Origin of the sequence: Arthrobacter sp. AG367, assembly GCF_007828995.1 — a bacterium.
Taxonomy (GTDB): domain Bacteria; phylum Actinomycetota; class Actinomycetes; order Actinomycetales; family Micrococcaceae; genus Arthrobacter.
The window spans coordinates 1,297,805-1,314,976 of record NZ_VIVE01000001.1 but is presented as its reverse complement, the minus strand read 5'-3'; the positions used below and the strand labels follow the sequence as shown (position 1 = coordinate 1,314,976).

Below are 17,172 nucleotides of genomic sequence, written 5' to 3'. Positions count from 1 at the left end.
CCGTACGGAGGACTCTTGTCTTGGTTTGAAGCAGTACCGCAGTGTGTCCTCGCGGTGGCCCTGCTGACTATCCCCGGTTTCGCCGTCGGCATGGCGGCCCGGCTCGGCGCAGCCCGGGCCGCCGCCACAGCTCCCGGGATAAGCGTTTCAATAATTGCTGTGGCTGCAATCGCAGCACCCTTCGCTGGAATCGCATGGTCGCTCCTGCCGGTAATCGCCGTAACCATTGGGGTGGCTGCCGTAGCTTTTGCGCTGTCCCTCCTGCTCAGGAAGCGGGCCGGCGCGGGCGATGCGAAATTGGAGGACAACCCGGGACACTGGATCGTGGCTTCTGTAGCGGCGGCGGCCGTCGCAGCCGTCCTCATAGGTGGCCGTCTGCTGCGCGCTATAGGATCCCCCGAATCGTTCTCCCAGACGTTCGATAATGTCTTTCATCTGAACGCTATACGGTACATTCTTGACACCGGTTCCGGTTCGTCACTTACTTTGAGCGGAATGACGGGTGGTAGTTCCTACCCTGCTGCCTGGCACGACTTGGTATCCTTGGTCGTCCTCATCGGGGGAGGGGAGATAACCTCCTCCGTAAATGTAATCAATCTTCTGATAGCTGCCTTCGTATGGCCTTTAGGCTGCATTTATCTTTCGCACGCTATCTGGGGGCGACGTCCTGCCGTGAGTTTCGCGGCCGGCGTACTCTCCGCTGCCTTTGGTGCCTTTCCTATCTCTCTGCTGGATTTCGGCGTTCTTTACCCCAATTTCCTTGCGCTCGCGCTTTTGCCCTTGGTGTTTGCTCTAGGCCTCGAGTCAATGGGTTTGTCCGCCATCTCGAACCGATCCAAGCTGTTGAGCCTTCTTCTGCTGCTTGCCGTGCTTCCTGGTATGGCGCTTGCCCACCCGAGTGTCGCCATGGCGTGGCTGGCGCTGATGTTGCCGCCGGCCCTTTACGTCTATGCCCTCGTTTTTGCCAATGCGCTGAAGTTTAGGAGAGGCAGAGCACGCATTCTGGTGGCGACGGTATTCTCCATTGCTTTACTTACCGGCATCGCTTTGATCAAAATGCTGTGGGATGTGGTACGCCCTCCGGCGGAAACCGCCTTTTGGCCGCCGGTAGAGTCTACAGGCCAGGCAATTGGAGAGGTGATCTCCAGCTCAGCTATCGGCCGCCCCGCAGCGTGGGTGATCATGCTTCTGACGCTCATGGGCATTTATTTGACCATCCGGTCTAGCCGGCAGCTGTGGCTACTGGGATCCTATGCCGTCGCAGCATTTCTCTTCGTTGTAGTCAGCTCCTTTCCGGCCGACGACTTCCGGCTCTTTTTCACTGGCATCTGGTACAACGACCCGCCCCGGCTGGCGGCACTCCTACCCGTGGTGACCATCCCGCTCGCGTGCCAAGGCGCCGTCTTTGTGTGGACTCAGCTGACCACCATCCTGGCAAGCTCTACCGGATTGCTGAGGGGTCGTTCTGTTCGAAGCACGGCGCCTGCAAAGGGGGGAAGGACATCACAGCCGGAACTACTGGTTGCCCTGGCGGCTACCGCGATGGTCTTTGCTTTGATTGTGGGTACTCAACGCGGCAATGTCGGCCAAGCCGAGGCATCTATGGCTGGATCTTACCGGTTGTCCGAGAATTCGCCGCTGATATCGAGCGACGAAATGGCGCTTATCAAGCGTTTGCCGGGCGAAGTGCCTAAAAACGCCCTTATGGTGGGAAATCCTTGGAATGGAAGTTCCCTTGCGTATGCCTTTGCCGACCGGAAGCTCGTCCAACTTCACATCCTCAGTGCTGTTCCCCAAGGCGCAGCTCCATTGCTCAACGGTCCCACACCAGCCAAGGGCGACCCCGCTGTATGCCCCACAGTTGAGCGCCTTAAGATCGAGTACATCCTCGACTTCGGGCACCGGGAAGTCCATGGAAGAGACAGCGGCTACAAAGGATTGGACGCCCTGATAGGTGCCGGGCTAGCTACGCTCGAAGACTCACAGGGTGAAGCGAAGCTCTACAAGCTGGATTTATGTCCTGCTGTTTGAGTTAGGGCGGTCTTTGCAGTGCGTCCGTGGTGCCTCGGTGTGCCCAGTCGGTAAGTTGACAGTTGACACCTGCTGGTGGGTGGACTCGCTCCGAGGCTGCGGTGGGCCCGGTGAGTGTTGTAGAAGTTTAGCCACGACTGCAACGCATCGGTCCGGGCCTGGCTTGAGATGCAAGTCTCTCGGTGCTCCCGGCCTTTCTGGAAGGTGCGGTTGAAGCGTTTTGCTTTGCCTTTTGCAGAGATGGCGGCATCTATTCAGGATGTGCTTGGCCCCCAACGCGGCCAGCGCGTCGTGGAAGTCCCGAGCGAGCAGGTAGGCGAAGGCGCTGTCAGTCATTACGCGTGTTACCGGAGCAGGGTTGGCTGTCTGGCGGCTCTTGAGCGGGCGAGGAATCTGGCGCCGGTTGGGCTTTTCTCGTCGGGCAGGACCCGGCGTAGGCGAAGCGGGGGAGCAAGCAACCGCGGCGAGGACGTAGTAAGATCCAGGTCTGCCCGAAGGGCAGTGGGTGGCCCGGCTTTGGGAAAGGTCTGTCTGCTGACCGCCGCTGTCGGGAATACGGTCGACTATCCTCGGCGTGGATGTGAATCATGTGTCCGGGATGTCACGTTCATAGCGGTGGTCCTTGGCAGGAGAAGCTCGGATCCGGGTCGCATAGCCGGGGCATGCCGGCGCGGGCCAGAATCCTACAGACCGTCCGGGCACGGGACACGCAGCGCAAGACGAGGCCGTCGGCCCCTCCCGATACATCACCCGCTTGACAGGAATGTGGCCCGGGTGGCGAGAGGGCACTACTTTGGACGGGAACTCCGGTCCTCAAGGTCTTCCCAGCCGTGGAAGCGGTATCGGCTTGTCCAGTGGTGGGAGCGGGTCCCTTGAGAAGCCCAGTCCCCTGGCCGCGTGGGCGACCGCGCGTCCGGTGACAACACGCTTTCATGATGATGCGTCTACCTGTCGGTGACGGTCGATAGGCGAGCCTTTGTGACGGCGGCGGAGTTCAGCGGTCGATGCAACGGTTTATGGTTCTGTCGCCGGTGAAGTCCGTCTAGCCAGGTGCTCCATTGGACTCTGCCAACCCAGGACTTCGCGGGGGCTGCGATTAATTTCGGCCGCGACCTTCGTGAGGTGTTTGGGGCTGTGGACGTCGAAGTCTGTTCCTGTCGGGAAGTACTGCCGGAGCAGGCCATCACTATTCTCGCCTGAGCCGTGCTGCCAGAGGGTCGCTGGATCACAGAAATGCATCGGAATCAGCGTCTGCCGCGTAAGACTCTGGTGGCAAGCCCTTTCAGTCCCCTGAACCCACGTCAAAGAATGGCTACGGGAGTGGGCTCATAGAAGGAGCCAGCCGATCGCGCAGATTCCCAGAACCGTGGTTTCCGCCAAGTGTACGGATCTAAGAGGTCCTCAACCATTCATGATAACCACCATTCTGCTCAGTACATCTAGGCTGCTGAGAGTAGGAACGGCCGTCGGTGGATTTCACTTGCGGGATACTGACGCGCTGCCTAGCGGAGAAGTCGAACATAGTGGATGAACTACATTTTCCGGGGCGCATTTTGGGCCGGCGTGGTCAACATCCGTGTCTGCAGCGCTGGCTACACTCAATTTCATAAAATCGTCGCCCGTGTCATCGTGTATGTCTGCAGCACAACCACGCCCCGTGGCTTTTACACGCCGCCCGGCAGCGAGACTTTTGGGTTAACCCTGGAACTGGGTTGCGTAAGTCGCACGCCCAAGTCGGTGGCTGGATTTAGGGATAAGAGAGAGCCGTGTTCCTGACGAAGTATCGTCGGAGGGCTCTGCCTTGATACGCGGCAACTAGTATTTCAGAAACCGCGACTGCCCACGCTACTCCGGTGACGTCGGTGAACAACGCCGCCAACACAATAGCAGGCGCGCCGCAGACGGCACCGAGAACGGTTGATTGGACAAGGATTCTTCCCTGTCCCACGGACACGAGGCAAGCCAACCCAAGGATCTGGGAAACTGCCACTGACAAGAACATCAATCCCACAGCAGCGCTCAGTGAACTCGGGAAAATAACTAAACCGTTGGACAATATCTCGCTTGCGACCGGACCTAGTAGGAAGATGCCCATTCCGCCAAGAAATCCAAACAAGGGTGCAACCTGAGCACTCCGCACGAGCCTATGCTTTAGGTTTTCGGGACCCCCTTCGGGGATCCAGCCCTGAATGAATTGAAGGAGCGGGGAAAGCGCCAAAACGCCGTAGCGAAAAATTCTATCCGCCATGAGGTAGACCCCCAGCTGCGCGGGCAGGAATAGATTGATCGCCACTAGTGGCAGGTTCACGTATAAGCTTCCGGTCGCGGCTGTGACGACGCCGTGTCTCTGGTGCGCCAACCGGCTAAAGGCTTCCCTTACCCTGAAGTTTGCCGTAATACTTGCCTTCGCAGGTTTAACTATGACCATGCAGGTAAGGGCCAGAGCAAGAATATTGAAGAGCAATTGTATCGCTACCAGCCAGATGATCTCGCGGGTTAGAGCCAGGACTGCCAGGCCGATCAAAGTCCCACCAAACTGCGGGAGTGCATCGAGGAAAAATAGCCTCTTGGGCTTGGCTTCACCTATGAAGTACCAGTTTCCGCCAAGGAACGGCAGCAAATACGCGATCGAGGCCAGCACAACGAGAGGCACATGTTCAGGTTGCAGGATGATCATGACGGCTGCCATCGCCGGGGCCGCGATCAAATATAGGTAGCCTCGACTAACAAGCGAATCAACGAAGAGCTGGGGTCGAAGTGCCTTGTTCATCGAGGCAACCATCGACGGACCGGTAGTGCCCCAACCGAAGGCAACAAGGATGCCGAACATGATCGACACAGATTGGGCCATTGCCTGAACTGCCCAAAGCTGTGCTCCGGCGATCCCGGTTATCACCGGAATTGACACAAGCCCAACGATCGTTCCGACGCCAACTGTTAGGGAAAAACTTGCAAGACGTGCCAAGGAGGCCATGATCGGTTTCGCTGACAAGATTTCTCGCGTTCCTCGAGTTTGAACAGGCCAAGTACCCAATAATAGTTCACCACGCGGTGGGGCCAGGATTGCCTGATGGGCCACGTGATACTAATCCCACCTTCGGAGGCAGCGCTGTACAGCCCCGATTGGTGGACTCGCGGGATGGAAGCAGAGGGCTGCTGCTTCGCAGAATGTCCGCACATCTCGCCACACTAAGAGGCGCTGAAGCCGCTAGTGCTGTCCAAGGCTCTGTGTCAGCTACATAGGGAAGTCCACATTACGGCTCAACAAAATGGCCGGAAGTCTGCTTCGTGGTACTTGCAGGGGCGGTGAGACGTGCCAGCATCATGGTGCTTGGGTCATGGTCCATTAGAATTGGTTGACGACAGAGCCGTTTGAGCGGGAAAGTTCGGGGCGTTCGGCTTTGCCTGCGGATCGTACTCGGGCTGTCGTGGTGGGCATGAATGCTGCCGAGTATGCAGCCCATCTTTCCGAATATCTCGAGTTTCAGCTCGGATGCTGACAACTGCGGCGGCGGGCGCTGCAAGATAAACAGCTACACGATGAATTGAGGAAATTTTCATGACGCAGGGAGAGGAGAGCGTTCGCGTCGCCGCGATTATAGCGGCGTATAATCCCGATAAGAAGGTCATTGATGTTTTTAGGGCCGTTGTTGGGCAGGTGGATTTGGTTGTTGTCGTAGATGACAGATCAAATGATTCCTCCACAATGCCAGTTTTTGAAGAATTACGGTCTTTGGGTGCAGAAGTAATTCATTCACCAAACAACGCCGGCATAGCCAGAACGCTCAATATAGGTATAAGCAGGTGTGCAGCGATCGGCCGGTTTGACTATTATCTGACCTTGGACCAAGATTCCATACCGGACCAGGATTATGTCAGCAATGCTTTGAAGACGGACAGGCTTGCGCGTGAGCTGAACATACCAGTGGGGTTCGTAAGTGCTGCGACATATAACAACAGCCCAGTCCTCGGAAACGGAACCTTACTCGGATTCGAGCAGCCCTTCGATCCATGGCAATCGGGAATGTTAATACCCCGCTCGACCTTCAACGCGGTAGGGGGCTTGGATGAGAAGCTCGTTATCGACGCAGTCGACTCTGAATTTACGCTACGAGTGCGGAAGGCCGGCCTTGCAGTTCTTTGCGGCAGTGGGTGCAATATGGCGCACTCTCTGGGACAACAAAGTACGGTTAGTTTTTGGGGAAAGAAGAGGCTCTATACGTACCATTCGCCGGTACGTGTCTATTACATCACTCGAAACAATTTATTAATTTTCTTCCGTTACTTCTTGGCGGACCCAATTTGGGTTGCGCGTAAAAGCTACTACGAGCTGGTCAACCATTCTCGAAGGATTCTTTTTAGTAAAAATAAGAAGGAAATTTTACGGGCCATGCTCTTCGGAGTCCGCGATGCCTCAATGTTTCGAAATGGTATTATTAGGGCCAGCGACATGCAGAAGTTGAGCTAGCCTGTGTTTTTTGGTGGGGTGAAGGGGAATAAATTGAACGATCAGGTTCGGACGAGCTTTGGTGTTGTCGCCCTAGCGGCCTACAAACCTGACTGGAACCTGTTCCGGCGTCAACTGCAATCGATTCGCGATCAATCGCATGATGAGTTCCTATGCTTAATTTCGGCTGACGGTGGCTGTGATGAAATCAAGGCTTTCGTCGATGAAACTGTTATGGGCGACACTCGGTTCCAGGTTATCGGATTTGATGAGCGTTTGGGATTCTATGGAAATTTCGAACGAGTTCTAGAGCATGTGCCGGTGGATGCCACGTGGATTGCTCTATCGGATCAGGACGACTTTTGGTATCCAAATAAGTTGGACACGTTGATTCCCTATCTTACTCACTATTCACTGGCGACTGGCCAAGCTCGTGTAGTCACCGAGACGGGTGCTGTCCTCGCTGAATCCACTAATCGATGCAACGTCCCGCCGGCGCATCTTCTCGTTGACAATCAGATAACCGGGGGCCTTTCCGTCTTCCGGAGGGAACTACTTGCTACCGTTCTTCCGTTTCCTCGTTTGAGCAATCCATCCGAGAACCACGACCATTGGATTGGGCTTTGCGCGGCCGTCGCTGAAGGGGCTTATATTGCTGACGCATTAGTACAGGACTATGTGCAGCATGAAGGGAACGTTCTGGGTGAGCCGGACCGGAGTTTCAATGTAAAGCGTTCGATCGATAACTTCCGAAGAATGGGTCACAAATTCGAAGGTGCGGGTAATTTGTCATCGCTTTTGCGCGTGATGATGAACATCAAGTTCGGCTGGTCTCGTACCATGGTCCTTGAGCTTCGAGGGAGAGCGCCGCAACGCCTCCAGGTATTGGAGCCGCTCCTGGAAGTTGTGACGCCCAGAAAATACTGGATCAAGAAGCTGGCAGTTCTATGGTCCGCCGTTTCAAGCAAGCACGTCTCGATACCCTCAGCCATAACGTTTGCAGCAGGCGCTGCCGTGGCATCGGTACTTCGGCGATAACCCCGCTGGTCATCGCTGGCTTCTATTTCAATTTCGCGGCATCATGTGGTCGAATGCGGCCAGAATGACCGGCGACTGCATCCCGGATACCAGTAAGCCACGCGCGCACGAACGCGATGCGGCGTGGCCCAAATGCGACGCGGACAATGTTGCTCTCGACTTCCATCCAAAGGCGTCGCAACATCCAAATACGATTCGTAGAAAAGTAGCGGACGACCATGAGCCAGATATTTCGGGTTATGTAATAAACGCGAACAGGAGAGTGATGGATAATCTGAAGATCCTGACCGTCAACCCGCAAAGGGCGCCCCATTATAGACATAGGCCGTGTTTCTCCAAGGGAGTGTTCGATGTCGCAGCCGACGCCGACAGGGGTTGAGTAACCTGCTGCACGGATCCGGAGATTAAAGTCGGTATCAACGCAGTCTATGAACAGGCTCTCATCGAAAAGCCCGACGTCGTCCAATACGCTGACTGGAATAAGACAACCCGACTGCATCGGGTCAAAGGCCTGGACTACGTCTTCGTTTCCATGGAGCCTCTTGACTGGCTTTGCGTTGTGCGACTCCGGTGAAACCAGGCCAACTCGCATTCCTTGGGCAGCCGCATTACGGAAGCTGCGAAGTGCATTTTCCACGTAGTTCTCGCCGAGTGTCGAATCTTGGTCCATAGTAAGGATCCAGTCGGGCTCCCATAGGGTGCGCGCCTGCCGGATGCCCTCGTTGAGCGCACTGGCAATTCCTGAGTTCCGCGGCTGGCGGAGAACTGTTATGCCGTCTTCTTCCAGAACGCTAAGAATGGGCGACGCATCCTGATTGGAGCCGTCGTCCACGACCAATATGTAGGGTACAAGATTCCGGAGGAGAGTTACACGGGAGATGATGTCAACTGAGGGGTTATAGCTGGTGACGACGGCGGCAACTTTATGCTGGGGTCCTGCTTCAAACATGGGTATCCGTTTCGCGATGTGTGGCGGATTTAGCGCGCAGCAAACTCAACCTTTGACAGTTGCGGGCGATGTGCGCCGCCGCCTGCTTCGAAGCGCCAGAGTGACGAGGTTGGCTAGGAACGCGGCGCGGGCGCGGACAATCTTACTAATTCCGCGCATTTTTCTGGGGGTCAGATTCTCATTGTGCAGCCGGTGAAGTATCGTGTCATCCTCAAGATAGGCGATGCTCTTTGAAAAATTACCGCACATTGCCAACCACTGGTCGTGGGATTCAGACATATGAGACGGGAAAGGGAGCGCCAACTCCTTCAAATTTGACTTGAAAGCCATGGCGCAGCCCCAGTGCAGTCTATACCCAATAACAATTCCCAGGAGATTCCTAAAATGTTTCTGGGAATCTCTGCTGCGAAGCCTAATGTCATGAAAACGACCCGATTCACCACCAAAATGCTTGCAGTTTGTTACCACCATGGATTTGTCGGCCAGAGCGGCGAGCATTTTGTCCAGCCGGCCTGGGACCCATATATCATCCTGATCGGATAGAAAAATATAATTTCCGCTGCTTAGCCATATCGCTTTTTCAAATGTTCTCACATAGCCAAGATTTTGCTTATTGCGATGAAGGACTACCCTCGAATCTTGAACAGCCTCAATCCGTGCGACTGTGTCGTCCGTGGATTCATCATCTACTATGAGCAGTTCGTCATTTGGTCCGAGCTGCGGCAGTATGGACTCGATCTGCTCTGCGATGAATTCGGAGCCGTTATAGGCGGCCATGCAGACGCTGACCCGGACATTTTCTGTCATTAGTCGGAAGCCCTTCTTCAACTCACGGACAGGAGAATCACGCGGTAGCAAATACGTGAGGTCTATAAGAGTTTACCCGTATTCCTGACGAGACTCCGTCTGCGGGTCTTCGACGGTAGAGGCCAGGCCGGGTTCCTGCACGAAGAGGCGTTGCTGCTGTCTGCCTGTCCGATACACCATCCTTGCCGGGGCAGCAGGAGCCTCTGCTGTATACGTTCTCCGCTATCAGAAGCGTGGGAAGCCACCGGGTCCCGACCCAGGAGCTTACCGAGGCGGATGGGCTATGGTTGATGGGTTCATCTTCACCTTTCGACAGGAAGTCCAATGACCGTTGCTGCTGTGGTCGTCTCATACAACAGGAAAGACCTCCTCGAAAAATGTCTTGCTGCCCTCGAGGGGCAGACACGAGCACTCGACGAAATCATTGTGATCGACAACTCGTCCACCGACGGCGCTCCTGAACTGGTGAAGGAATTGTTTCCAAAGGTGAAACTCTTTGACACGGGCTCCAACGTCGGTGGAGCAGGTGGCTTTGCGTGGGGCGTTGAGTTGGCGATTGCGCACGGACACGAGTATGCCTGGTTGATGGACGATGACGCCGAGCCGGAGCTGGACGCCTTGGAACCGCTGATCGAGCTTGCAGGAAGCGCTTCTGAGCCCTACTCCTTCCTGGCATCTATGGTCACGCTGGGTGGAAACACCATCAACACTGGGAACCCGCCTGTATTCAGCAACGACATCAGCCGCCAGGTGAATGCGAACCTCAAAGGTGCGATCGCAATCGATGCAGCGACTTTCGTAGGCGTTTTGGTAAATCTTGACGTCGCCCGCCAAACCCACCTGCCGCAAAGGGATTATTTCATCTGGGTTGACGACACCGAGTACACCCTTCGCTTGTCTCGTATAGCCCCGGCTGTGATGGTGCGGGAGAGCAGGATCAAGCATCCCCTCAGCAAGTCAGGGTCAAAAGACATGGGCTGGCGTCTGTTCTACTTCCTTCGAAACAAGCTTTGGCTGATCCGGACAGATCCCCAAATGAGCATCCAACGAAAGGCATTTGAGATTCTGGGTTATGTCGGCGCCGCATTGCTCCAGGGGCCGCACGCGGAAGACAAGAAGTTGTGGATTCGAAGCGTAGTCCGCGGGGCATACCAAGGCCTCGTCAAATCCGCACGTAAGGAACTTCCGGGCACTTTGTTGGATGAATTGAGCCCTACAGAACGCGACACAGCCCTCGAACATAAAAGTATGAACGTTTAGTGGAGTATGTGGGCGCCGGCAGCCTAGCTATGCAAAGACTGGCCGGCATCTTCAGCGAGGCAGGTTTCTCGGCCTATCTGTGAAGGCTGGACAACGGTGGGACAGGCTGATCCTCTCTGCGACTGAGTAGGCTCTGTCATCTCAACCCTAGGGTGAAACTGTGAGAAGTGGATCATTCGCCTTGTCTACGAAACTTTGTAGATAAGGGTTTCTTGTCCCGACCATGTCAGCTCCTTTTCCAGGCTCAAGCAGGACCCGGAAAGTTCTTGCGACGCAGTGATGTGGGTGAGGGAGGGAAACGACTCCTTGAGGTCGCATGGATCGATGTGGACGATTGTTCTGTCCGTACCGTTATTTGAAAACGCCGGCGGTGCCCCTGGCGTCCAGAAGAACTGGATAAAGCCGCCACCTCTGTTCCAGTCGTTGGCAAAGCGCTGTTCGGGGTCCAAGACGGTCCACTTGCTAGCGTCCGGGCCGGAACGTTGAACTCCCGTAAGTGACGGTACGCCGTTAGCGAGCAGCAACGTGTCGACCGAGGGCCGGTCAGAAGCCCAAAGCGAACCTGCCGCGCGGCTTACTTTGCCTTCAGAGTAGAAATATTTAGCCGTTGTCGATGCACGCAGGTCACCCAGCCCAAATATCAGGGGATTCGATCCAAAAACAGGGATCGCCATCAGGGCTGCTGCAATACCCACAGAAAAGGCGGACTTGGGAAAGCTGGTCACAATGAAGACCACGACGGCGACGCCAGCAGCGGCAAGCAGAACTTCTTTCCTCGACATGGTAGGAAGGTAAGAAAGTTGAAGCTCGGATCCTGCATACGCTGTCACCAATCCTGTTGCCAGAGCCGAAGCTATCGAGAGGCGCCAGCGACGATTGTCCGGCAGTCGGGACAGTAGCACACCGACTAACAGCGCCCCCAAGATTCCGCAAACCTGTGCTGCCCTGGCAGGCTGCACGTAGTTCAGCAGGGGAATCTTCGCGCCCATGGGCCCGAAGTTGAAAGAGCACCATAAGAGCCATAAACCACCCGAGAAGGCAAGCACCAGGGCCACGACATTGTCGCGCCACCTGCCCATGGCAGAGATGCCGAGCCATATCACGACAGCCCAGACGAACGTCACTGTGAAGGCCGTTGACATCTCGCTCTGGTTACTGCCAAGAGGCACTGCATCCTTGAGTTCGCCGAGAGCTGGCGCGCCGAAAAGAAATCCGAATGGCTGGGCTTCACCGGTCGACCGTCTCGAACCCGGATAGACGGTGTTCAGCAGCCCATTGATGCCCTTTTCATTTTCCAGCAGCGTGCCGACGCCGAAGATCAGTGCGACACCAGCGGTGAAGCCAACGGCTTTTAATTTTGGCAGCCACCCGTCCTTCCGGGACAGGATCCAGAGAGCACTTGCGGCAAGAACGGGCAAACCGAGAACGAGTGACCAAGGAATGTAGAAACTAGGGATGCCGGCAAGGAGGATTCCGCCGACAACCGACTGCAAAAGCGGTAGAGCTGACCGTTTAGATTTGAAGCCGCAGTAGGCGGAGAGAAGCAAACTCGAGCCCGCAACCGTGTAGGCAATGAGCTGAATAGGCATCATCGTCCACCAGGATGCGGCGGGGGAGAGCGCTATCAGGAACGCTGCCAACCAGCCCATATTGCGGGACGATCCAACCTGTTCGAACCATTTAGGGAGAAAGAGGAAGAGCGCGACGGCAGGAAGCCACCAATGGGCTGCGAAGACCATCTCGTCTGGAAGTATCGCCGCCGCCCGAAGCATTGTGGAATCAAAGTAGACGAACGTTTCAAAGAAGCCGCCAGATGGGTACCTGTGAACAACATCGGCGGGGGCCGCAAGGTAGCTTGTCGTTGGCGCTGCACCCGTAGCCATGATCGAAATCGCTATAGGAGAAAACGCGTTGAACTCGTCCGAGCGGATGACGGAACTTGACCCTATTTGGTATCCCTCGGGGTGGGAGGGATCTTGTCGGAGTTCTGCCACTCCAACTGAAGAGGTCGTAGCGCCGGTGATCACCAGGAATGCATATACAGCGATGACGGCCATTCGCGCCATTCGGTCGGAAGCTGACACCCAACGCCAGGCATGCAAGCTGATGCTTTGAAGTCTGGACGACATCTGGGGTGACATTCTGCTCTTCCTTCTTGCCTAACGACTGCTGTTACCTGTGCCATAACCCGGGCGCGACGCTGCACAGACAATTTCGACCGACTTGCATGGGATCCCTGCCGCCCATAGATCGCGGCTGGCGCCCAGACCAAGGGGTCCAAAGGTGGAATCACCGGCTATGGCTCGATGCCGCAGAATGATGTGTTGTTGCTCCCCAAATTTCTGAAGCGCCGAATTAACCCCCGCGCCCCCGGCGAGGGCGCCACGTATGCAACGGCAACGCAAGTATAACGTCATGGAACCGGTCGAAGCCGTCGGCGCGAATGCCGCCTCGACCTCTTTGCCGGTAGCACCCCATGGACAGCCACCCGGTATGATGGCTTGAGCCCGACTGCAACCTGCGGGGGTATACGGAACTGGGAGTGGCTTGCAGACAACAGACAGTGCGCGATCAGTGAAGCATCGAGCACAGAAACTCGCTTCCCGGATCTCAGGGATCGTTGAGCGCAGTCACCTGATCAAGTTCCTGCTCGTTGGAGGCGCTTCCTTCGCAGTAGATCTTGCTCTACTGGCCCTCATGCATGAAGTCTTCGGAGTGGACCTCTGGATTGCTACGCCCATCGCTTTTGTCGCCAGCTTGGTGTTCAACTTCGCCCTCCAGCGCTCCTTTACGTTCCGTGCCAGAAACCGGAGCCATGTGAGCCTGCTCAAGTATCTGGCCCTGGTGGTTTTCAACATCGTGGCAATAGATGTCATCGTGAACGGCTTCGACGCCTGGGGAATTTCCTACGGAATAGGCAAGGCGTTCGCGACTGTACTGACCACATCTTGGAACTTTTGGCTCTATAAGGTATGGATTTTCAGGCATGAGCCCGGAAAAGTTCCTGCTCGTGCAGGAACTGTGACCGCTGAAGGCACGGACTAGCACTCCTCAAACGACCATCTGGCTCACGTTCGGACTAACCGCTGGCGGGCATCCGCTGGAAGACAAGAAAAGGATCTACCTGGCACATGGCCATTGATGTATTGCTTCCCTACTATGGGGACGTCGACCTGATGAAACTCGCTGCCCAGAGCGTCATGAGCCAGCAGTTCGAAGACTGGCGGCTCATCGTGGTGGATGATGGGTTTCCAAGCCCGGAACCTCAGCGCTGGTTCGAATCCATCTCCGACCCTCGGGTGAGCTACCAAAAGAACGAAAAGAACCTGGGTGCCAACGGAAACTACCGCAAGGCCCTGGACCTGGCTGAAGCCCCCATCGTCGTCGTCATGGGCGCTGATGACATCATGCTGCCGAACTATCTGGCAGTAGTATCAAAGGCTTTCGAAGCCTACCCACAAGCCAGCGTGGTGCAGCCAGGGGTCCAGGTGATCGACGAGAAGGGCCGAGTCGCGTCGCCTCTGGTCGACATCGTCAAGAAGGTCTATGCCCCGAGCGTCAAGGAACCGGTCCTCCTGCAGGGCGAAAGAATGGCAACCAGCCTTATGCGGGCAGACTGGGCTTACTTCCCGTCCCTTGCTTGGCGCACGGACGTGATTCGCCGCATCGGTTTCACCGAGGGGCTGCACGTCGTCCAGGACCTCGCACTATTGCTGGATATTGCTGCTGAAAACGGATCTATGGTGGTTGATCCAACCTTGGCATTCCTTTATCGCCGTCATTCAGCCTCAGACTCATCAGTTAAGGCTCTGGATGGGAGGCGCTTCGATGAGGAGCGGGCCTTCTTCGAGGGCCAGGCGCGCCGATTCCGCGAACTCGGCTGGCAGAGGACAGCTCGCGCGGCTGCTTTCCATACGACGTCGCGTCTGAACGCCGCTACCCTGGTCGCGCGTTCCCTGGCGATTGGGAAGACCGATTCCCTGCCCCGGCTGTTGAAACACGTTATCTCTTAGGAGACTTAAATAATTCAGGTGGCTGCAGGCATTGACCGGCAGCCACCTGAATAGTTTAAGCAGTGGTTTCGGGCGGCCTTCCCGCGCTTGGCACCGCGTTGCCCGGTACAGATTGATCGCGTGTTTGGCCTTTTTCCAGTTCCTGTACTTTGAGCCGCAGAATTCCTACTTCTTCGGCCAGGACACGGATCTCGTCCTCAGCCTGGGACTGCTCGAAAGACAGATGAAGGCAGACCAGGACGAGCAAAAGCAATGCCATCGCGAAAAGGAGGTTTGAAGGCACTTGAACGCCGAGCACGCCGCTGGCCCAGAAAAGTAGCTGTGGGAACGCAACAAGGACCAGCATTCCAACACCGATGATGATCCAGAGGACTGCGTACTTTTCCCTCAGATGACGCCGGCGGAGCATCTCGAAGATAATGAGCAGAATGACCAGCACAAAGATGAAGCCAACAAGCGTGGCCATGTGAACTCCTAGTTGGATGACGGTACGTTTTTCTTGCGCGTCAAAGCGAAGAGGAGGGCAAAAGCTGACCGGCCGAGGTAGATGGCTGCCTTCAATGGGTCGTGGCTCGGCGTCCCGCCCTGCCGCTCCCGCATTGACACTCCAACCTGGCGCACGGTGCACCCGGACCGGATCGCAACAACCAGGGAATCAATGGTATCCCCGAGGTACTCCGCAGGGTAGTGGTCAACGTATTGCCGGATGGCCTTTGTGTTCGCAGCGCGGAACCCCGACGTGACATCCGTGAGCCGGGTTCCTGCGACCCTCGATATCGTCCACGCCAGGACGTTCATGGCCCACTTACGGGGCCCGCGGACTGTGTAATTGCCCTTATCGGCGAAGCGGGCACCGATGACGATGTCTGCTTCCTGGAGCCCATCGAGGACGGCTTTTATATCCCGGGGATCGTGCTGGCCATCCGAATCCACTTGGATGACCTGGGTGTAGCCGTGCATCTTTGCGAATTTGAACCCGGTTCTCATGGCACCGCCAACGCCCATGTTGAACGGTAGCTGCACAACCAGCGCGCCTGCATCACGGGCTACCTGTGCCGTGTCGTCCCGTGAACCGTCGTCAACTACCAGGACATCGCAATCCGGGCCAAACTCGAAGACCTCACGAATCGTGTTGCCGATGGCCTCCGATTCGTTCCAGGCCGGCATGATCACAAGGGTGTGCTGCGTCTGATCTACAGGTCTCATGCCTTATCGTTTTCCAACTTCAGATAGGCTGCCAGCCGCTCGTCGGCATCAGGTATGTCGAAACCCGTAGAGCGCGTCTTTGCCAAGTCGAGCGTGCTGGAAAGTGGCCGCGGGGCCGCTGCCTTGTCCTTGAAATATTCGGCAGTGGTGATGCCAGTGACGTCACTGCCGGATGCCCCGCACTGCTCGAACACATCCCGCGCAATATCCGCCCAGCTCCTGACGGGCCCGTCATTGCTGAAGTTATACAAACCATAGGTTGCATCCGACTCCAGCAAATGTCGAATGAAGGCCGCAATGTCCTGGGTGAAGCTCAGGCGGCCTGTCTGGTCATTCACGACGGAAGGCTTGACCCCTTTTCGCGCCAGGCTGGCCATGGTGCGGACGAAGTTATTTCCTTCTCCAATAACCCAACTGGTCCGCACAATGTAGTGGCGGGGAACCACGCTGACTACCGCGTCTCCGGCGGCCTTGGTCTGCCCATAAACGCCCAAGGGAGAGCAGAGCTCGTCCTCGTCGTGGATATCGCGGCTACCGTCAAAGACATAGTCCGAGGAAATATGGACCAAAGTGAGATCATTCTCGACGGCGGTGCGCGCCAGTTGCGCTACGGCCGCGACGTTGATGGACCAGGCGGAGGCCCGCCCATCTGCGCTTTCCGCTGCGTCGACAGCAGTGTAGGCGGCGGCGTTGATAATCGTCGAGTAGTTCTTCCAGTTCCTGCTTTTGAAACTGTTCGCGTTGGTGAGATCGAACTCAGCGCGGCCTGCAAACTCAACCGAGGTATCGCCGTCGTACTGGGCACGAAGTGCCTTGCCCAGCTGCCCCCCGGCACCTACCACAAGGATCTTCTTGGCTGCCATCGGGACCACGTCGGCCATCCGCGGGTGCGCTTTGTCCTTGTCAGAGAGTTCCGCCTGGGTGAGCGGAATCGGCCACTGGATCGCAGCCGTCTCATCGGCGAGGTTAAGGAAGGTGTATTGACCTTGAGCGTCCGCGGACCAGTGGTCGTTCACCAAGTACGTGTAGGCGGTATTGTCCTCCAGCGTCTGGAACGCATTGCCGACTCCGCGGGGGATGAAGATTGCCTGGCTCGGGTCGAGTTCAGCCGTGAAGACCGCACCGAACGAGGGGCCCTCCCGAAGATCAACCCACGCCCCGAAGATGCGGCCGGTGGCCACCGAAATGAATTTGTCCCACGGCTCGGCATGGATCCCACGGGTGGTTCCGGCCTTTTCGTTGTAGGAGATGTTGTTCTGCACGGGCCGGAAGTCAGGCAGCCCGAGAGCAAGCATCTTTTCCCGCTGCCAGTTCTCCTTGAACCATCCCCGGTTGTCGCCGTGGACCGGGAGGTCGTAGAGAACGACGCCGGGAATGGGGGTTTGGTGGGCAGCAAGCTTCTTCGAGAACTCCAGCGACAT

The 17,172-nt window shown here is 56.5% G+C and carries 14 protein-coding genes; 6 read left to right on the top strand and 8 right to left on the bottom strand.

The window, feature by feature from the left end:
- The first annotated feature begins 15 nt into the window (after window positions 1–15).
- Complete coding sequence (locus tag FB478_RS06125; protein WP_144599939.1) at window positions 16–2,031, top strand: DUF6541 family protein; 2,016 nt, start codon at window positions 16–18, stop codon at window positions 2,029–2,031.
- Here FB478_RS06125 and FB478_RS21525 read toward each other — a convergent pair.
- Both FB478_RS21525 and FB478_RS06115 read right to left on the bottom strand, forming a co-directional pair.
- On the bottom strand, window positions 2,001–2,273 hold the full coding sequence (locus tag FB478_RS21525) for an integrase core domain-containing protein (RefSeq protein WP_395858340.1): 273 nt from the start codon (window positions 2,271–2,273) through the stop codon (window positions 2,001–2,003). The genes FB478_RS06125 and FB478_RS21525 overlap by 31 nt on opposite strands.
- 1,505 nt (window positions 2,274–3,778) lie before the next feature.
- On the bottom strand, window positions 3,779–4,996 hold the full coding sequence (locus FB478_RS06115; RefSeq protein WP_144599937.1) for a hypothetical protein: 1,218 nt from the start codon (window positions 4,994–4,996) through the stop codon (window positions 3,779–3,781).
- A 594-nt stretch (window positions 4,997–5,590) separates the two neighbouring features.
- Here FB478_RS06115 and FB478_RS06110 point away from each other — a divergent pair.
- Entirely contained in the window at window positions 5,591–6,499 is a 909-nt protein-coding gene (locus FB478_RS06110) for a glycosyltransferase (protein WP_144599934.1), read from the top strand.
- 33 nt (window positions 6,500–6,532) lie between these two features.
- The gene (locus tag FB478_RS06105) at window positions 6,533–7,516 is read left to right on the top strand and encodes a glycosyltransferase (RefSeq protein ID WP_186447733.1); all 984 of its coding nucleotides are present in this window, start codon (window positions 6,533–6,535) and stop codon (window positions 7,514–7,516) included.
- Between the two features lie 22 nt (window positions 7,517–7,538).
- On the opposite strand, the gene FB478_RS06100 is transcribed toward FB478_RS06105, so the two are convergent.
- Together FB478_RS06100 and FB478_RS06095 are read right to left on the bottom strand one after the other, a co-directional pair.
- A complete protein-coding gene (locus tag FB478_RS06100) occupies window positions 7,539–8,465 on the bottom strand; it encodes a glycosyltransferase (RefSeq protein WP_144599930.1) in 927 nt (308 codons plus the stop codon).
- Between the two features lie 45 nt (window positions 8,466–8,510).
- Window positions 8,511–9,272, bottom strand: coding sequence for a glycosyltransferase (locus FB478_RS06095; protein ID WP_144599927.1), 762 nt, complete (start codon window positions 9,270–9,272; stop codon window positions 8,511–8,513).
- A 324-nt stretch (window positions 9,273–9,596) separates the two neighbouring features.
- Here FB478_RS06095 and FB478_RS06090 point away from each other — a divergent pair, with 324 nt between their 5' ends.
- Complete coding sequence (locus tag FB478_RS06090) at window positions 9,597–10,532, top strand: glycosyltransferase family 2 protein (RefSeq protein WP_144599925.1); 936 nt, start codon at window positions 9,597–9,599, stop codon at window positions 10,530–10,532.
- Between the two features lie 185 nt (window positions 10,533–10,717).
- Here the strand turns inward: FB478_RS06090 and FB478_RS06085 are convergent, their stop codons facing one another.
- The gene (locus FB478_RS06085) at window positions 10,718–12,673 is read right to left on the bottom strand and encodes a hypothetical protein (protein WP_144599923.1); all 1,956 of its coding nucleotides are present in this window, start codon (window positions 12,671–12,673) and stop codon (window positions 10,718–10,720) included.
- A 433-nt stretch (window positions 12,674–13,106) separates the two neighbouring features.
- On the opposite strand from FB478_RS06085, the gene FB478_RS06080 reads away from it, so the two are divergent.
- Together FB478_RS06080 and FB478_RS06075 are read left to right on the top strand one after the other, a co-directional pair.
- Window positions 13,107–13,577, top strand: a complete 471-nt coding sequence (locus FB478_RS06080; RefSeq protein ID WP_223992078.1) for a GtrA family protein — start codon at window positions 13,107–13,109, stop codon at window positions 13,575–13,577.
- Between the two features lie 86 nt (window positions 13,578–13,663).
- Window positions 13,664–14,545 carry a glycosyltransferase gene (locus FB478_RS06075; RefSeq protein WP_018768486.1) on the top strand — a complete coding sequence of 294 codons (882 nt, stop codon included), beginning with the start codon at window positions 13,664–13,666 and terminating at the stop codon, window positions 14,543–14,545.
- 55 nt (window positions 14,546–14,600) lie between these two features.
- Here the strand turns inward: FB478_RS06075 and FB478_RS06070 are convergent, their stop codons facing one another.
- Genes FB478_RS06070 through FB478_RS06060 form a run of 3 tightly spaced genes read right to left on the bottom strand, consistent with a single transcriptional unit; the run spans window position 14,601 to window position 17,172 of the window.
- Window positions 14,601–15,011, bottom strand: a complete 411-nt coding sequence (locus FB478_RS06070) for a DUF2304 domain-containing protein (protein WP_144599921.1) — start codon at window positions 15,009–15,011, stop codon at window positions 14,601–14,603.
- An 8-nt stretch (window positions 15,012–15,019) separates the two neighbouring features.
- Window positions 15,020–15,751, bottom strand: coding sequence for a glycosyltransferase family 2 protein (locus FB478_RS06065; RefSeq protein WP_144599918.1), 732 nt, complete (start codon window positions 15,749–15,751; stop codon window positions 15,020–15,022).
- On the bottom strand, window positions 15,748–17,172 hold the full coding sequence (locus FB478_RS06060; protein ID WP_018768483.1) for a bifunctional dTDP-4-dehydrorhamnose 3,5-epimerase family protein/NAD(P)-dependent oxidoreductase: 1,425 nt from the start codon (window positions 17,170–17,172) through the stop codon (window positions 15,748–15,750). The genes FB478_RS06065 and FB478_RS06060 overlap by 4 nt, the downstream gene beginning before the upstream one ends.

What these genes read in the sequence shown, in the direction of transcription:
- FB478_RS06070 (WP_144599921.1), bottom strand. Translation starts at nt 15,011, where the DNA reads ATGGCCACGCTTGTTGGCTTCATCTTTGTGCTGGTCATTCTGCTCATT.
- FB478_RS06085 (WP_144599923.1), bottom strand. Translation starts at nt 12,673, where the DNA reads ATGTCACCCCAGATGTCGTCCAGACTTCAAAGCATCAGCTTGCATGCC.
- FB478_RS06060 (WP_018768483.1), bottom strand. Translation starts at nt 17,172, where the DNA reads ATGTCGCTGGAGTTCTCGAAGAAGCTTGCTGCCCACCAAACCCCCATT.
- FB478_RS06100 (WP_144599930.1), bottom strand. Translation starts at nt 8,465, where the DNA reads ATGTTTGAAGCAGGACCCCAGCATAAAGTTGCCGCCGTCGTCACCAGC.
- FB478_RS06065 (WP_144599918.1), bottom strand. Translation starts at nt 15,751, where the DNA reads ATGAGACCTGTAGATCAGACGCAGCACACCCTTGTGATCATGCCGGCC.
- FB478_RS06075 (WP_018768486.1), top strand. Translation starts at nt 13,664, where the DNA reads ATGGCCATTGATGTATTGCTTCCCTACTATGGGGACGTCGACCTGATG.
- FB478_RS06095 (WP_144599927.1), bottom strand. Translation starts at nt 9,272, where the DNA reads ATGACAGAAAATGTCCGGGTCAGCGTCTGCATGGCCGCCTATAACGGC.
- FB478_RS06090 (WP_144599925.1), top strand. Translation starts at nt 9,597, where the DNA reads ATGACCGTTGCTGCTGTGGTCGTCTCATACAACAGGAAAGACCTCCTC.
- FB478_RS06110 (WP_144599934.1), top strand. Translation starts at nt 5,591, where the DNA reads ATGACGCAGGGAGAGGAGAGCGTTCGCGTCGCCGCGATTATAGCGGCG.